General features: G+C 64.1%; 18 protein-coding genes. 9 read left to right on the top strand and 9 right to left on the bottom strand.

What is annotated here, in order from left to right:
- Positions 1 to 70 precede the first annotated feature (70 nt).
- The 3 genes from arsB to FM113_RS15830 are packed head-to-tail and all read left to right on the top strand — an operon-like array spanning position 71 to position 2958.
- Entirely contained in the window at positions 71 to 1075 is a 1005-nt protein-coding gene (arsB, locus tag FM113_RS15840) for an ACR3 family arsenite efflux transporter (RefSeq protein ID WP_254909050.1), read from the top strand.
- Complete coding sequence (locus FM113_RS15835) at positions 1072 to 1485, top strand: arsenate reductase ArsC (RefSeq protein ID WP_087015801.1); 414 nt, start codon at positions 1072 to 1074, stop codon at positions 1483 to 1485. Before arsB ends, FM113_RS15835 begins: the two co-directional genes overlap by 4 nt.
- 30 nt (positions 1486 to 1515) lie before the next feature.
- Positions 1516 to 2958, top strand: a complete 1443-nt coding sequence (locus tag FM113_RS15830) for an FAD-dependent oxidoreductase (RefSeq protein WP_087015800.1) — start codon at positions 1516 to 1518, stop codon at positions 2956 to 2958.
- A 12-nt stretch (positions 2959 to 2970) separates the two neighbouring features.
- Here FM113_RS15830 and FM113_RS15825 read toward each other — a convergent pair whose 3' ends face one another.
- The 6 genes from FM113_RS15825 to FM113_RS15800 form a co-directional block, all read right to left on the bottom strand.
- The gene (locus FM113_RS15825) at positions 2971 to 3864 is read right to left on the bottom strand and encodes a dihydrodipicolinate synthase family protein (RefSeq protein ID WP_087015818.1); all 894 of its coding nucleotides are present in this window, start codon (positions 3862 to 3864) and stop codon (positions 2971 to 2973) included.
- A gap of 5 nt (positions 3865 to 3869) precedes the next feature.
- Positions 3870 to 4217: an antibiotic biosynthesis monooxygenase gene (locus tag FM113_RS15820; RefSeq protein WP_087015799.1), complete on the bottom strand. Its 348-nt coding sequence runs from the start codon at positions 4215 to 4217 to the stop codon at positions 3870 to 3872.
- Positions 4218 to 4243: 26 nt separating this feature from the next.
- Positions 4244 to 5122, bottom strand: a complete 879-nt coding sequence (locus FM113_RS15815; protein ID WP_087015798.1) for a DMT family transporter — start codon at positions 5120 to 5122, stop codon at positions 4244 to 4246.
- Positions 5119 to 5835, bottom strand: a complete 717-nt coding sequence (locus FM113_RS15810; RefSeq protein WP_087015797.1) for a B3/4 domain-containing protein — start codon at positions 5833 to 5835, stop codon at positions 5119 to 5121. Before FM113_RS15810 ends, FM113_RS15815 begins: the two co-directional genes overlap by 4 nt.
- A gap of 4 nt (positions 5836 to 5839) precedes the next feature.
- Complete coding sequence (locus FM113_RS15805) at positions 5840 to 6466, bottom strand: helix-turn-helix domain-containing protein (RefSeq protein WP_254909048.1); 627 nt, start codon at positions 6464 to 6466, stop codon at positions 5840 to 5842.
- A gap of 64 nt (positions 6467 to 6530) precedes the next feature.
- Positions 6531 to 7310 (bottom strand): AraC family transcriptional regulator, encoded by a 780-nt coding sequence (locus tag FM113_RS15800; RefSeq protein ID WP_087015796.1) that lies wholly within the window; start codon positions 7308 to 7310, stop codon positions 6531 to 6533.
- Between the two features lie 191 nt (positions 7311 to 7501).
- On the opposite strand from FM113_RS15800, the gene FM113_RS15795 reads away from it, so the two are divergent.
- Genes FM113_RS15795 through FM113_RS15775 form a run of 5 tightly spaced genes read left to right on the top strand, consistent with a single transcriptional unit; the run spans position 7502 to position 13222 of the window.
- Entirely contained in the window at positions 7502 to 8509 is a 1008-nt protein-coding gene (locus FM113_RS15795; protein WP_087015795.1) for an ABC transporter substrate-binding protein, read from the top strand.
- A 24-nt stretch (positions 8510 to 8533) separates the two neighbouring features.
- Positions 8534 to 10336, top strand: a complete 1803-nt coding sequence (locus FM113_RS15790) for a siderophore-interacting protein (RefSeq protein WP_087015794.1) — start codon at positions 8534 to 8536, stop codon at positions 10334 to 10336.
- The gene (locus tag FM113_RS15785; protein WP_087015793.1) at positions 10333 to 11370 is read left to right on the top strand and encodes an iron chelate uptake ABC transporter family permease subunit; all 1038 of its coding nucleotides are present in this window, start codon (positions 10333 to 10335) and stop codon (positions 11368 to 11370) included. Before FM113_RS15790 ends, FM113_RS15785 begins: the two co-directional genes overlap by 4 nt.
- Entirely contained in the window at positions 11367 to 12398 is a 1032-nt protein-coding gene (locus FM113_RS15780) for an iron chelate uptake ABC transporter family permease subunit (RefSeq protein ID WP_087015792.1), read from the top strand. Before FM113_RS15785 ends, FM113_RS15780 begins: the two co-directional genes overlap by 4 nt.
- A complete protein-coding gene (locus FM113_RS15775; RefSeq protein WP_087015791.1) occupies positions 12395 to 13222 on the top strand; it encodes an ABC transporter ATP-binding protein in 828 nt (275 codons plus the stop codon). The genes FM113_RS15780 and FM113_RS15775 overlap by 4 nt, the downstream gene beginning before the upstream one ends.
- 13 nt (positions 13223 to 13235) lie before the next feature.
- Here FM113_RS15775 and FM113_RS15770 read toward each other — a convergent pair whose 3' ends face one another.
- Together FM113_RS15770 and FM113_RS15765 are read right to left on the bottom strand one after the other, a co-directional pair.
- Positions 13236 to 13652, bottom strand: coding sequence for a nuclear transport factor 2 family protein (locus FM113_RS15770; protein WP_087015790.1), 417 nt, complete (start codon positions 13650 to 13652; stop codon positions 13236 to 13238).
- Positions 13653 to 13706: 54 nt separating this feature from the next.
- Positions 13707 to 14750 carry an NAD-dependent epimerase/dehydratase family protein gene (locus FM113_RS15765; RefSeq protein ID WP_087015789.1) on the bottom strand — a complete coding sequence of 348 codons (1044 nt, stop codon included), beginning with the start codon at positions 14748 to 14750 and terminating at the stop codon, positions 13707 to 13709.
- Between the two features lie 109 nt (positions 14751 to 14859).
- Between FM113_RS15765 and FM113_RS15760 the strand changes: the two genes are divergently transcribed.
- Positions 14860 to 15444, top strand: a complete 585-nt coding sequence (locus tag FM113_RS15760) for a TetR/AcrR family transcriptional regulator (RefSeq protein WP_176387263.1) — start codon at positions 14860 to 14862, stop codon at positions 15442 to 15444.
- 328 nt (positions 15445 to 15772) lie between these two features.
- Here the strand turns inward: FM113_RS15760 and FM113_RS18320 are convergent.
- A partial coding sequence (locus tag FM113_RS18320) for a hypothetical protein (protein ID WP_217896036.1) occupies positions 15773 to 16013 on the bottom strand: 241 nt, incomplete at its 5' end.

The raw sequence follows: 16013 nt of genomic DNA, 5'->3' as shown, positions 1-16013 counted from the left end.
CGATACTGAGCGCCTCGCCACACGGCTCTCGGTACTCGATCGCTACCTGGCCGTGTGGATCCTGGGAGCGATGGGACTCGGGCTCGCACTCGGACGCCTCATTCCAGGGCTCGATGTTGCTTTGGATTCATTCACCGTAGCCGGAGTGTCCCTACCGATCGCCATAGGTCTCCTCGTGATGATGTACCCCGTACTCGCCAAGGTCCGCTACACCGAAACTCTCGGCGTCATCAGCGACACCACACTCATGACCACATCACTGGTGATCAACTGGGTCCTTGCGCCCGCCTTCATGTTCGCCCTCGCCTGGATCTTCCTGCCGGATCTGCCCGAGTACCGGACCGGCTTGATCATCGTTGGCCTCGCCCGATGCATCGCCATGGTTTTCATCTGGAATGATCTGGCGTGTGGTGATCGCGAGGCCGCGGCCGTTCTCGTGGCCATCAATTCAGTCTTCCAGGTGTTCGCGTTTGGTGCACTGGGGTGGTTCTACCTCCAGATATTGCCGGGCTGGCTCGGCCTACCGACAACCAGCGCGGAATTCTCCATCTGGTCAATCTCACTCTCCGTACTCGTGTTTCTCGGCATCCCACTCATTGCGGGGTTCCTCACCCGCACCCTCGGCGAAAAGGCACGGGGGCGCGAATGGGTTGAGCACACCTTTCTGCCGAAGATCAGCCCCTGGGCACTCATCGGATTGCTATTCACCATCGTGGTGTTGTTTGCCCTCCAAGGCGACGCCGTCCTGTCCAGGCCCCTAGAGGCTGCTCGCATCGCACTTCCCCTCCTCGTCTACTTCCTCGTGGTTTTTGGTGCCTCCATGCTGATCGGGCGCGCGCTGGGGATGGGATACGCCCGCACCACCACCCTCGCGTTCACCGCGGCAGGCAACAACTTCGAACTCGCTATTGCTGTGGCCATCGCAACGTTTGGCGTAACGAGCGGCGAGGCGTTGGCCGGCGTTGTCGGGCCACTTATCGAAGTCCCGGTACTCGTCGCCCTCGTCGGCGTGGCGCTCTGGTCCCGCAAGTTTTTCCCTTCTTCGTCCCCAACCCGAGAAAGCGTCGCCGCATGACTCCAAGCAAGCCCAGTGTCCTGTTCGTCTGCGTCCACAACGCGGGACGGTCCCAAATTGCCGCCGCCTACCTCTCCGCCCTGTCCGACGGTCGGATCGAAGTCCGCTCTGCGGGATCCGCCCCCGCGGACACGGTCAACCCCGCCGCCGTCGCTGCCATGCGCGAAGTCGGAATCGACTTGTCTGCCGAGACGCCGAAGATCCTGACCCGCGATGCTGTCAAAGACTCCGACGTAGTGGTCACTATGGGCTGCGGAGACACCTGCCCCGTGTTCCCAGGCAAACGCTACGAGGACTGGACGCTCGATGATCCGGCGGGGCAAGGCCTGGATGCGGTGCGCTCGATCCGCGATGAGATCCGGACCCGTGTCGAGATCCTCATTTCCACACTGCTGCCCGTCGCCGAGTAGCGCAGCCTTCACGTATAGGAGCAACACCCCATGATTCAGACCACACCCGTCGTCGTGATCGGTGCCGGACCCATCGGACTGGCCGCCGCCGCACACCTCATCGAGCGCGACCAAGACGTCCGCGTTCTGGAGTCCGGCATCAGCGCCGGTGCCGCCATCGCCGAGTGGGGCCACATCAAGCTCTTCTCCACATGGCGGTACAACATCGACGCCGCAAGCCGCCGGCTCCTCGAGACACCGAGCGATTCGTATGCGGGCGAGTGGGAAGCGCCGCGAGACACTCGCCTTCCCACCGGCGCCGAGCTCATCACCGAGTACTTGGCACCACTGGCAGCTCACCCGCGGCTCGCCCCCAGAATCAGCTACGGCCATCGGGTGACCCGGATCACTCGGGTGCAGCCGCACGGTGCGGGGGTGGACAAGAGCAGCTCCCGGAACCGCGCAGATTCGCTCTTCCTCGTCCGCACCGAAACGGCCGCGGGAAGTCAGGACGTGCTGGCCCGAGCGGTCATCGACGCCTCAGGCACCTGGCGCACGCCGAATCCGGTGGGCCGATCCGGCATCGAGGCGCTGGGCGAAGTCGAAGCTACCACGGAGGGGTTCATCACCTCCCCACTCCCGGATCCGTTCGGCGTTGACGCCGAACGATTTGCGGGGAAAACGATCTTGGTCCTGGGGGCCGGTCATTCCGCGGCAAACACGCTGATCAGTCTCGGGAGGTTGCGCCAGGCCCATCCAGACACACAAATCCTGTGGGGCCTGCGTGGTGTGGCGAATCCGGTGCGGCTCTACGGTGGCGGTGCCGCCGACGAGCTCCCGGCACGGGGCCAGCTCGGCACGTCGCTGCGTCGCTTTGTCGAGAACGGTGACATCCGTATCCTGGAGAATGCTTCGGTCACGTCGCTATCGGCTGGCGCGCAATTGACCGTGGAGTTTGCCGATCGTCGCAGTCTCAACGTTGACTTCTTGGTCCCCGCGACGGGTTTCAGGCCCGATCTTGCCCCGCTCGCAGAGCTCCGGCTCGACCTCGACCAGATCGTCGAGGCACCCCGTCAGCTCGCTCCGCTGATCGATCCCGAGTTTCACAGTTGCGGTACGGTCACGGCTCACGGCGCGCGCGTGCTCGCCCACCCCGAACCCGACTTCTTTGTGGTGGGGATGAAAAGCTACGGGCGCGCCCCCACGTTCCTCATGGCAACCGGCTACGAGCAGGTGCGATCAGTCGCCGCAGCGCTGGCCGGGGACCATACGGCCGCAGATCTCGTCGAGCTCGACTTGCCGGAGACCGGGGTCTGTTCAACGGATCTTGGTGGGTCCTGCGATTCCCCGAGCCCATCAGCCCCGGCCTCGAGCTGCGAACCCTCGAATCCGACGACCGACTCCTGCGGCGCGCCGGCAAGCCCCGCACGCATCGGCTTTGCGACGGGAACCGTGCACGGACACGCTGAGCTTCTCGGTGGGACTAAGGAGTAAAACACCCCGCGCTCAACTCAGGCCGAGCTCATCAACCACCACAGCAACCTGCCTCCGTTGAGCCTCAGTAAGCCCTTGGATCGGCAGCGGCAGACACCGTCGAGGGGCAAGTCCCAGATGTTCGGCGATCACGGCGATGACGCGCAGACTCCCCCGGTATTCGGAGAACAATGACCACAGCGGGGCAAGACGTTCTGACTCAGCAATTGCGTCTTTGCCTCGGCCTCCGAGGGCTGCCCGGGCAATGGTGAGGGCTGGCTCAGGGAGTGTGCCACCGATCACGGAATACCATGTCTCGCAGCCTGCAATGAGACCAGCGGCCGCAAAGGGATCGCCGGAGATCCCTATGGTGACGTGCGCAGGAATCATCGAACGAATCCTGGCGACATGAGCGTGCGCATCGTGCAGGTCGATGGGGACGCCTGGAATCTTTAGTGATGCGATTCCGGGCAAATCGGCGATGCGCTCGTAGAGTTCTGTGGTGAAGGTGAAATGTGTGGTTGCGGGATTGTCATACACGATCACCGGCAGATCGGTGTGCGCCGTGACTGTGCGGTAGAGCTCAAACACATCGTCCGAAGTGAGCGCCTGATAGGACATCGGTGCAAGCATTACGCCGGCAGCCCCCGCCGCCTCCGCACTGTCAATGTGGGAGAGAACATGGGACGTTCGGAGACCCCCCACTCCAACGAATACCGGAGTTGTACCGGCATGCTCGACCGCAAGCCGCGACACACGGGCCCGTTCTGCTTCGGTGAGGTACGCATAGGAGCCAGTCGAGCCGAGCGCGGTGATCGAATCCACCCCAGCGGCAGTCGCGCGTTCAATCAGACCGACAAATGCTTCCTCATCAACGACGTCACCGCGTAGCGGTGTGAGGGGAAATGCGCTCAGTCCAGTGAAGATACTCGTCACGACTCGCCCTTGCCAGGTTGATACTCGAGACCCAAAGACATATTGCCGTAAACGCTCTGCACCTCGGAAATCACGACACGGTATTCACCGAGCCATTCACCGTATCGAGACTTCGCGAGCCGATGCGTGTCCATACCCACCAGCCTGCTCAGGGCGTCCATGTTTTCCCAGTAGTAGACCTCTGCGTGCAAGCCGGTGGCTTCATTGTGCCACGCCTCTTCTCCAAGGAAGCCCGGGATTCGCCGGGCACGTCGCGCAATCTCGCTATCGATGCGGCTGAACTCCGCTGTGAGATTCTTGGCCTCAAAAATAAACGTTGAGCTGTACTTCGGTGGCGCACTCATGCGTGACCTTTCTCTGTAGTAGTGGTTTAGGGAGATTCAGAGGGTTCAATGCTCCGATTGCCGCCCCGCTGTGCGGCTGCACCGGCGCCAATAACCAGGGCGATTCCGAGGAGTTGCCACAGCGTCGGCTGTTGCGCGAGCACCAAAATTCCGATCAGAACTCCGAACGCGGGTTCGAGGGAGAGCAGTGTGCCGAACGCGGTGTGCGTCATCCGGCGTAGGGCGAGCATTTCAAAGCCAAATGCGATCACCGGGGTGAGTAGTGCGAGTCCGGCTGCGGCAGGGAGGAGCCACCAGGCAAATTCGCCGCCGATGACCTGCGGGAGTCCGAGCGGGAGCGTGGCAAGTGCCGCGACGGGGATCGTGAGCGACAGCCCGCTGATCCCTGAGAACCGGTCCCCAACGCGCTGGGTGAGGAGGTTGTACGTCGCCCAGCACACACCTGCTGCAACAGCGAACCCCACCCCAAGTATGTCGATACGCGCGTTCCAAGGCTCGGTGAGGAGCACGACACCTACAAACGCGAGGCACGGCCAGACCAGGGCCTTACGGTTCTTGCTCATGAGCCCTGCGACGGTGAGCGGGCCGAGGAACTCGATCGCCACGGCGGTACCAAGCGGGATTCGCTCGACAGCGGCGAGAAAAAACGTCGTCATGAACCCCGTCACCACGCCCAGAGCGATAAGTGCTGGGACGTCCCGACGACGCAGGGAGCGCACCGCCGGACGCGCAATCAACCAGAGAAACACAACTCCGAATGACATGCGCAACCAGGAGGTACCCGCAGCTCCAACGTGCTCGATCAGTGGGACCGAGAGCGCGTTGGAGAGTTGCACGGCGAGCATCGCCACTACCGCCATCGACCAGGGCGGGACAGTGGGGGCGGTCCGATTCCGATCTCTCATGCGCGAATCAGGCGACGGGATACCTGTACGTCGTCTCCGAGAAGTGTGAGCGCACCTGTCAGTGCATCAACGGCGGCGTCGTACTCCAGGTGTGTCACTGGGGCGAGGAGGTCGAGAATGAAGAACGCCGCGCGTGTGTCACCCGTGAGTCCCGTCCGGCGCCCCTGCCGCCAGTTCCAGCGACGGCAGGTGACTCCAGCATCGTCACACCAAACCACCTCACCAACTTCCGGATGTGCGGTGGCAAATTGACCATTGACGGTAGTGTCAAACGTTTCTCTGCCGACACTGCGGATGAGTCTCGCCGGCCCCTGGTATTGGCCGAAGTCCTCGCCACCGAACGGAATCTGGTGCAGTACCGAGATCGAGTTATAGATGTCGGTGAGCGAGTTGATCCGTGGCAATCCCTGCTCGGCGCGACGAGTCAGCGCTTCGAGGCTGCTTTGGGTCCGCTGCGGCTTCGCGCCAAACGCACGGTAGGTTTCCCGCCACGCCGCAATATGGGCCAGCTCCTCGATCGTGCACTCGGCGCGCAGTCGAGCTGCGTGGTGTTCCGCAGCCGCGACGAGTTCATTGGCTACGGCGCTACTCCCGCGCCTCTCGGATTCAGGGGTCAGACCCTCAATGACGACAAGTCCGGCCCGGTAGTCAGGGCGCAATTCGAACACCGCTGGGTCAACGGAGGCCGCCGCTAGGAACTGTTCTGGGGTCATGCTGCTAGGCATTCCCGTCCCCCGGTCGGTGGGAGGTGCCCACGCCTGGCTCGAAGACGGTAAGCACGAATCGCGCAGACACTTCGGTCTCGTTGACATACGCGTGTGGGACATCTCCACGGAAGGTCACCGCGTCCCCGGTCCGGAGCGTAAATGAGTCGTCCCCGACAGCCAGGTTGACTGTCCCCTCCTGAACGTGAAGCAGTTCACGCGTGCCTTCACTGTGCGGTTCGCTGCGGTGTTGTTCCCCAGCGCTGAGCGTCCATTCCCACAGTTCGACGACATCAGGCGGCTCGGTACCCGCGACGAGCACCCCACGACCGCCGCGGTCTCCAGTCCACAGCGCTGCACCCTCTCCGTGACGCGTGAGCCTCGAGGCGAGTGGGATGGGCGCTTCCACAAGTGATGGCAGCCCAATGCCGAGCGCGTCCGAAATACGCAGCAGGGTCCCCACACTGGGGTTCACCGAACCTTGTTCGACCCTCACGAGCATTCGACGACTCACCCCAGCAATGGCTGCGAGTTGGTCCAGTGTCCACTCACGGCCTTTACGTTCATGTTTCACCCGCGCACCAATTGCCCGTGCCAGTGATTCTGCACCAAGATCCATAAAGTGCAGCATAGTGCTCATTTTTGGCACTGTCTAGCATTCGCAGAACTGCGACGCTGTGCCGTGACGAACCACTAGCCGGTCACTACCGAGACGCCACCCCAGATACAAACCACCGATCCAACGCAACAAGCGGATCGGGCACCAGCGCATCGCTGGCAAGGCCAGTTTCCCGACTCAGAGCGTTCAGCAGCCCTGATCTCGTCGTGAACCCTGCGGCACGAGCGGCCACCGGGAGTGGCGCTCCCCCGCGAAGCTGCGACACCGCAACGTTCAGCCGGGCGCGCGTACGCCAACTTCTAAACGAGAGCCCCGTCTCCTCGCGGAATAGGCGCTGGATGTGCCTGGGGCTCGTTCCCGCACTTGCCGCGAGCGCATCCAGTGTTGCGGAGCCGCCCGGGTTTCCGGTGACGCTCGCTCGCGCCACAAATCTCGCTGCCGGGTGCTGAGGTACGACAAGCGAAAAGCACTCCTGCTGGATCGCGTTGAGCACCTCGTCAAGCGCCACCCGGAAGCGGTGCACCTCCGCACTGGTGCGGGGCCCGGCTCCCAGAATCGTTGCCACAATACGACTGAGATCGGGCACGATACCGAGCAACTGAATCCGCGTCTGCGGGATCGTGTGCGGAGACAGAAAGGGCCCGAAAACAACGCTCTCTTCTGAGTACCTTGCGGAATGCGGCACCCGGGGCGCGAGCCAGAGATTCTCCCGCGGGCCGAGCCGAATCGCGCGCCCGTCGACGACGAGGTCCGCGGTGCCGCTCACGACGTGGATCAGGTGCGGCTCCTCGTGGACGTGGGTGTCGTGACCGAGGAAGCGCACGGCGTTTTCTGGAACGACCGAGAGGAGATCAGTGCGCAGCATGGTCGCCCTCCGGGCCGCATTCGGCAATGTCGCGTTGGCGCACACCCGGTGTCGCGTTCTGGCTGTCACGCACGATTTTCACCCTCCCAGCGTCGTCTACGAAGTGTAGCCTGACTTACATCATATGAATGGAGCCTGCCCTCGCGCCGGGCTCCGCATCGCCCCTCGTTCACGATCTGAAGTGAGAAGTTATGTTCCCGCGTTCCCGAAAGCCGTCCGTCGCCTGTGCCGCAGCACTGTTGGGTGCCACGCTCCTGCTTACGGGGTGTTCCGCAGCTGCGGCACCCCAAGCGGCTCCAAGCGCGGTTGCCGAGCAAACCGAGCGCACAGTCACCACCGAGCAGGGTTCGGTCACGGTGCCAGCGTCGCCTGAACGGGTAGTGGTGCTCAACTACGCCCTTGCAGGCTACCTCTACGATCTCGATGTGCCCGTAGTGGGCACGACCTCGGAAGACTTCGATCACAAACCGGAGTTCTCCGAGTTCTGGGGCGACGGACCACAGGAGAGCGAGACGGAGTTCATTACCTGGGGCATGGACGGCTTTGACATGGAAGCCGTGCTGGAGCTCGAACCAGACCTCATTCTCGCCGGTGGACTTGGCCTCCCGAACGGCCTCGCTACCAAGAGCTACGATCAGCTCTCACACATCGCTCCCACGGTCATCGTTGGCAAGGATCTCGCCACCTGGCAAGACCAGTTTGCGTTCATCGCGGACGATGTGCTGGGCCGCGGGGACGACTACGACAACCGTCTCACGGCCTACGAGGACCGCGTCGCTGAAGTGAAGGCTGCCATCGATGTGCCCGCGACACCCGCGTCAGTGCTCACCATCACTGCGGAGGGCACGCCCTATCTGTTGTTCGAAGATGCCGGGCTCCCCCAGGAACTTGAGGCACTTGGCTTCACCGCCGCGCCACTGGTGCAGGAGCACAGTCTCGAGCCATATAACCCGGGCGGCGATATGGCCACGCTCTCCACTGAGCAGGTCGGCCAGCAGCTCGCCGACGTCCCCACGCTCTTCATCACGGGATTCAACACGGACACAACTGACGTTGCCACACTCGCGGAGCAGCCTGTCTGGGCAGGAACTCGCGCGTTCACGGAGGGGCACGCCTACGATCTCCCCTACTGGACCGTGCGCGGCGACTACGACAAGGCCCTCGCGCTGCTCGACATCATCGAAGATCAGTTCTCCTAAGCCCGCATCTCGAAGGTCCCCGACATGGCGCAGCACGATCTCATTGTCCATCCCCTCGTCCTCCGAAGCGTTCGCGTCGCCGCGGTGACCGATCTCTCCCCGCGCATGCGTAGAGTCACGCTGACCGGTGAAGAGCTCGGAGCGTTCACGCGGGACGGGATTCCGCTCCCGGCGTTCGCCTCTCCCGGATTCGACGATCACGTCAAACTCATCTTCGCCGCGGATGGTGATCTCGCCGCAGCACTTCCGGTGCAGCTCCCGCACGGGATCGAGTGGGGGGCCTCCGAATCACGTCAGGGCCGGGACTACACACCCAGACGATTTGATCCGGTGGCGCGGCAGCTCGACCTTGATTTCGTGATGCACGGCGATGGTCCGGCGGCGAGTTGGGCGCGAAACGCCAGCTTGGGCGATGAGCTCTGGTTTGCGGGGCCCAAGTCCTCAACTGTCGTTCCGGTAGATGCTGACTGGGTCCTGCTCGCGGGCGACGAGACTGCGCTCCCTGCGATCCTGCGCTTTCTGGAGGAACGGCCGGTATCGGCCCCGGCCCGAGTCATCGTGACGATCTCCGACGAGCAGGCTCGGCAGGAGTTGCAGCTGCGCGATCAGGACCGTGCAGAGTGGATCGTCGCCGATGCCACAGACGAGCGGGCGCTCGCAGACGCGATCACGCGACTCACCCCGCTCCCCGGGACCCCGTACATCTGGGCAGCCGCAGAGAGCCGCGCACTGCTTCCGGTGCGCCGGATCGCGCGCACACTGGGTGCCCCCAAATCACACGTCAATATCACCGGCTACTGGCACCAGCGTGTCGAGGCGGAGACCGCCGCTGTGGGCGAGGCGAACCCGGTCCTCCCCGAAGCACCTGTGCTGTGGTTCGCTGTGCGGGCCGCCGTGCAGCTGGGCCTGCTTGACGCGCTCGCGGGCGAGGCGATGCAACCCGCTCCGCTCGCGGAGCGGGTTGGTGCCACATCAGCAGCAGCTCTCACTCCACTCCTCACCTGCCTCACCCAGGGTGGTGTGCTCGCCCGCCGTGACAACGGCAGTTATGCTCTTGACCGTCTAGGAGAAGAACTCAGGGAGGACGAACACGCACAGGAAGCGTTCACAGGCTTTGCCTCGGCGCAGGTACTGGCCCTCGCCGCGCTTCCCGACGCCATCACCGGCGACGAGTCGGCGTGGCAGCGGACACACGGCGTCTCACTGCGCGATGCCGTGGAGTCGGAGCCCGAGTTCTTCGACGAACTCCTCGAACAGGCGGGCAGTCTTCCGCACGTCTTACCCGGGTTGATGCAGCATCCCATCTGGGCCGGCGCGACGCGCATCACCATCACCGGACCGGGGGCGACCCAGGTCGGCACGTCCTTGAGCCCCGCGATCCGCACCGCCCCTCACACAGTTGGCAGCGAGTCGGCTACGGCACAGCTCACCGTTCACGAGGCGCCCGTTCCGCTCGCCGCGTTGCGCGCCGACGCTGGAACATCCGACTGGCAGTTCACCTCCGAACTGCCAGAGGATCAGGACATCGCGGTCACCGCACTCGCGTTCGGCCACCGGAGCGACGCAGAGGTCGTTGCCCTCCTGCGAGAGCTCCTCAGGGTCGCTCCGCGCGCCGTTCTCATCGAGCGCCTGTCCCCCGATGGCCTGAGTGACGCGGCGAGCGCCTCGCACGCGCTCATTGACTTTGCAGGGATCGGCACCCCCACGCGCAGCCCAGCAGAAACGCTGCGGCTCGCCTCCGAAGCTGGATGGCACGTCGTTGCGCGCCATAAACTCGGGTGGGGAATCGAGAGCGTCGAGCTCAGCCGTGCGGCACGAAACTCGTGACACGCGCGACGCAGCGCCCCGCGACACGTGCAGCGGCGCACATTCAACGTCGGGCGATCTGGCTCGCGGTGTCGGTGCTCCTCCTGCTCGCAGCGATCGCCGCGAGCATCGCCATCGGCTCAGCCGCGCTGCCCCTGAGCACGGTCTGGTCAGCGTTGACCGCGCCAGACGGTGGCATCGACCACGCCACAATCCTCACGCTCCGCGTACCCCGCACGCTACTCGGCCTCCTCGTCGGAGCCGCGCTGGCCGTTGCCGGCGCGCTGATGCAGGGGCTCACACGCAACCCGCTCGGCGATCCCGGCATCCTCGGCGTCAACGCCGGCGCAGGCTTCGCGATCGTACTCGGCGTGTCACTGTTCGGCGTGACACGAATCTCCGACTATCTGTGGTTCGGCTTCCTCGGCGCGGTCGCTGCCGGGGCAGTCGTGTACGCGGTTGCGGCGCGTGGATCCGGCGGGGCAACGCCTCTGCGACTCACGCTCGTGGGCGTCGCCCTGAGCGCGGTGCTGATGGGCTTCTCTCACACGCTCGCGATGCTGAACACCCAGACCTTTGACCGCATGCGGTTCTGGGGTGCCGGTACTCTCGCTGACCGTCCGGAGGGCACAATTCACGTGATCCTGCCGTTCATCCTTACTGGCCTAGTCCTTGCCGTAACCTGCGCGCGCGGCATGAACGCCCTCGCCCTCGGCGATGACCTTGCTCGGTCAGTTGGGTCCCGGGTGGGATGGACGCGCGCTCGCGGCATGATCGCTGTCACCCTCCTGTGCGGGGCCGCGACTGCGGCGGCCGGACCCATTGGATTCGTCGGTCTGATGGTTCCGCACGCGGTACGGTTCCTCGTCGGACCTGATCAGCGGTGGATCCTGCCGTTCTCGCTACTGCTCGGGCCGGTGCTCGTTCTGTCTGCAGATGTGCTCGGACGGATCGTGGTGGCTCCGGCCGAGCTCCAGGTGGGGGTCGTGACCGCGTTCCTGGGCGCTCCCGTACTGATCGCGCTTGTGCGCGGCACGAAGGTCGGTGGGCTATGACCGGGACGCTTGTCGTTCGCTTTGGCCGTTTCAGCCGTCGCACTACAAAGCGCGCACTCGCCGTGCAGTGCACGCTTGTCGTGGTCATCATCGCGTGTACCCTCGCCGCCCTCACACTCGGCTCCCGATCGCTCACAATCACCGAGGTGTTTCAGGCGCTCTGGGCAGGTGACCGCAGCATCAACCACATGGTCGTCGTCGAGTGGCGCGCACCGCGTGCCGTTGCCGCAGCGTTATTCGGTGCCTGCCTCGGAATCAGCGGGGCCGTGTTTCAATCACTCACGCGCAATCCCCTCGGCAGTCCAGATATCGTCGGCCTCAATACCGGAGCGTACACCGGCGTCGTCGTGATGCTGATGCTGGGAAACACGGGGTATGGCGCGCAGGCGGCGGGTGCGATCGCGGGTGGACTGGGCGCAGCCGCCCTGATCTACCTGCTCGCCTATCGGCGTGGGATGGGCGAGTTCCGCCTCGTGATCGTGGGGATCGCCGTCTCGGCCATGCTCTCGTCGATCAACGTGTGGTTTTCCGTGCACGTGGACCTCGCACTCGCGGCCGAGGCGGCCGTGTGGGGCGCGGGGAGCATGCACGGTGTCGAGTGGCCGGTACTCCTCATCTCCGGGGCGATTGCGCTCCCGCTCCTGTGTAGCCTGCCCTGGCTCGCCCGGAGCCTGCGACAGCTGCAACTCGGCGACGATACCGCTGCGGCACTCGGCGTCCCTGTAGAGCGCAGCAAAGTCCTGATCGTGGTCGTAGGCGTGGCGCTCACGGCGCTCGTCACCGCCGTTGCTGGGCCTATCGCATTCATCGCGCTCGCCGCACCACCAATTGCCGCCCGAATCACTGGCCGTTCAGGGGCGCTCGACCTCGCAAGCGCTGCACTCGTGGGGGCCGTTCTCCTCTCGGGGGCCGATCTCGTCGCGCAGCACGCGCTCCCCAACGCCACACTTCCCGTCGGTGCCGTGACAGTGTGCCTCGGCGGACTGTACCTCATCTGGCTTCTCTTCCGTGAAGGCGGTCGTTCATGATCCTCCACTCTCCGGCCCGCGACAAGGCGCCCGCCCAGCCTCATGACCTCACGGCCGAGCAGTTGTCGGGAGGCTACGATCGCACCGTCGTACTCCACGACGTCTCGGTGCGGATCCCAGCAGGTTCCTTCACGGCGATCATCGGCCCCAACGCCTGCGGCAAGTCGACGCTGCTGCGAATGCTGGCTCGGCTCCTGAAACCGAGTTCCGGGGCCGTGCGGCTCGACGGGGTCAATGCTCGCGAGTACTCGACGAAGCAATTTGCGCGACAGTTGGGCATGCTCCCCCAATCGCCGATCGCCCCGGAGGGGATTACAGTCGCCGACCTCATCGCCCGGGGCCGACACCCGCACCAGGGTGTGCTTGCGCAATGGAGCCGCGCAGACGAATTCGCGGTGGATCGCGCGATGCGCGACACCGGGGTCCGTGATCTCGCGGATCGGCCGATGAGTGAACTCTCGGGCGGGCAGCGACAGCGCGTGTGGATCGCGATGTCCCTCGCACAGGACACCGCGATCCTCCTCCTCGATGAACCCACAACCTACCTTGATATCGCCCATCAGCTTGAGGTGCTCGAACTTCTCGCCCGGCTCAAGTCCGCCGGCCGCACAATTGTGGCGGTGTTGCACGACCTGAACCAGGCGGCGAACTACGCAGATCATCTCATTGCGATGCGCGACGGTGTTGTCGTGGCCCAAGGCCCGCCACGCGAATTGATCACCGAGACGACCGTCGAGCGCGTATTCGGCTTGATCTCACGGGTCATCGCTGACCCGGACACCGGGGCCCCGATCGTGCTGCCCCGCGCCCAAGCTCCGGGGTGAGCCTTCTTAGGGGTTACCGAATCTCAGTGGCCTGCGACCACACGGCCTGCCACCGGCCAGCATGAAGCTCATAGCTGTCAGTGTGCCAGTAGCTGGTTCGCGCGACCCGGTGGCCCCCAAACTCGACCTCGAGCGTTGCCTGGTATCGGATGGTGGCGGTATTCGCCTCACACCGAACCGCAATGGGCCCAGGTTCCCAGCTCAGGTAGTTGATCTGCCCCGCGGCGACGGCCCCCAGATACTGTTCGCGGGTCAAGCGCGCTCCGATCGGCGTAATCAACTCAAAGTCGTCACTGTGGTACTCCAATGCCCGTTGGGTATTCCCGTCGACCAGGGCGCGCAACCGTGCCCGTTCAGTGGAGCGGATGAGCTCTTCAGCGGTGGTGGCAGTGTTGGTAGTGGCGGTGTTGGTGGTGATGTGTGCATTCATGTCGCGTCCTGTTCGTAGGGAAGTCTGAGAAGTTGTGGCCTGGAAGTGGAGGAGCTAGGGGGCCCGGACGATGCCCCAATCGATGAGTGATTGTGCCGTGTCTCTCAGGGTGTGTCGTTCCTCGCGCGGTGCCCACCCCAGAACCTCCCGGGCCCGGGTGGTGTCTACGCTCAGGTCGCGGCCGAGTTCGTGGACGATTTCGCGGGCGTGCGGGTCGGCGAGCGCCATAGCTCGCACGAACCAGTCGGGAGCCGTCCGGGACGGGAGCCGGTGCGCATACGCGGGGAACTCTCCCGCCAGCTGCTCGCTCACATCCCGAAGCCATCGAAACTCGCCGCTCACCAGGAACCGCTTTCCAGCCGCTTTCGGCTCGACCATCGCGCGGACGTGCGCGTCAGCGACATCTCTGACGTCAGCGATCGAGAATCCAAATCGAGGGAGGCGGCGAAAACCCCCGGCCAGGAGCTGAGCGATCAGGCCGACCGACGCCCCGACTCTGGGTTCTTGCACGGGACCCAAAATTACGCCCGGGTTCAAGACTGTCAGCTCGATCCGATGTGCACGGGCAAAATCCCACGCATCTTGCTCAGCCAACGTCTTTGATCGGTAGTACGCCGTGGCTCTCCGGCCGGTGACATCGGTCCAATCTTGCTCCGAGTAGGGGGCATGGCCAGGGCCGTGATTCGTCGCAGCCACCGAAGACGTCAGCACCACGCGCTGGACCCCCGCACGGTGTGCAGCCGACAGGACACGCCGAGTGCCCTCCCGTGCCGGCCGAATAACGTCTGCGGCGCGACGCGGTGCCACGGACGGGAACGGGGAAGCAGCATGGATCACGTACCTGCAGTCAGCGACCGCTGCATCCCATCCGGAATCGGAGGTAAGGTCAGCGGGGCACAGGCTGAATCGATCTCCGGAAACGCCGTGTGCCACGGCGACGCGGGCGCTCAGGTCAGCGTGACCACCCAAATCCCGGACGGTTCCTAGCACCTGAAACCCGTGTGCAAGGAGTTCCGAAGCGATGTACCCACCGAGGAACCCCGAGACTCCGGTCACGAGCACGGGGCGACTCCGGTCAATCAAGCTGCTGTTCTCCACAAAAAGGCTCCTGTCATTGTTCGGCAACGCCTGCCATCTAGACACTATTACAGAAAGTGTCTATTTGTGCAGATTAGACAAAACCTGTCCGAAGTGTCAGAGTGGGACGATGCGAGCCACTGAGAAGACGGACCACATACTGGACTCGTCACTGGCCGTGTTCTGCCGCTACGGTTTCACCAAAACCACGATGAAGGATCTCGCCGACGCGGCGGGCATCTCACGGGCCTCTTTGTACCTCCACTTCAGCAACAAGGAAGACCTATTCCGGGCGGGATCCGAACGGGCGCACGCGAGCGTCATGTCCGAGGTCGAAGCCAGGCTGGACGGTACGGCACCGGTGGTTCAGCGAGTCACCGCCGCCATGACCTCGTATTTGCAGGGCCTCATGGAGGAGATCAGCGCGAGCCCCCACGGCCAAGAGCTCTTCGACTCGAACATGACACTGTCCCGGGACATCACCCTGGCCGCCCGAGCGCGAATCACCACCCTCCTAGCTTCAGCGCTTGCAGACGCAGCCGAAGCGGGGGAAATCGAGCTCAACCGCATCTCAGCGACACCCGCAGAACTCGCCGGGCTCATCCTGGCCACCGTCGAAGGCGTCAAGGCCTCGGGCGGCACGGGAGCGCAGATCACCGGCGGAGTAGCACTGTTCATGCGCGTCCTCGGCGAAGCCACATCGCCGCAGCGCTAAGGCCCCCCCAAGAAGTACCCCTGCGCCCCTCCACCCCGAGCTTTCTCGCGACTGGCCAGTTTCGCGCGTCCCAGCACCACATACGGTGCACAATCGGCTTCTCGACGCCAAGGCCCCGCGCGCACCTGCTGCGAGGCTTAGAAACAAGAAAAGGCCCGGCGTGAGCCAGGCCTTTCACGAGTGGATATGAGGGGTGCGGATCTTTCGAAGTGGACGCGAAGCGTTCACAAGATCCGCGCGAATCCCCTCCGAGACGCCAAAAACACCCCGCGGTGCGGAGCGTTTCATGGTGGGACTGTTATCCTGCAATACCGAAGAACTGCAACATCTATACGAGCTCCTCCGAGCGACACCTACAGGCCAGAATAATGACGCCGCCGATCAACCCGCCACCCACCTCGATCCCCCAGGACACAGGCATGGGTCTGATGCAGGAACAGGTGACATCGAACGTGGCTAGCCGAGAGGGCTGGCCTGGAAGGATGTCATCATGCCCAAGCCGTTCCCCAAGGAGTTCCGCGACGACGTGATCCGCGTTGCGGAGAACCGTGATCCAGAAGTCACGCTCG

The organism is Leucobacter sp. 7(1) (assembly GCF_900163635.1).
Taxonomy (GTDB): Bacteria; Actinomycetota; Actinomycetes; order Actinomycetales; family Microbacteriaceae; genus Leucobacter.
The sequence above is the reverse complement of the archived record's forward strand: the minus strand, read 5'-3'. Positions and strand labels throughout refer to the sequence as shown.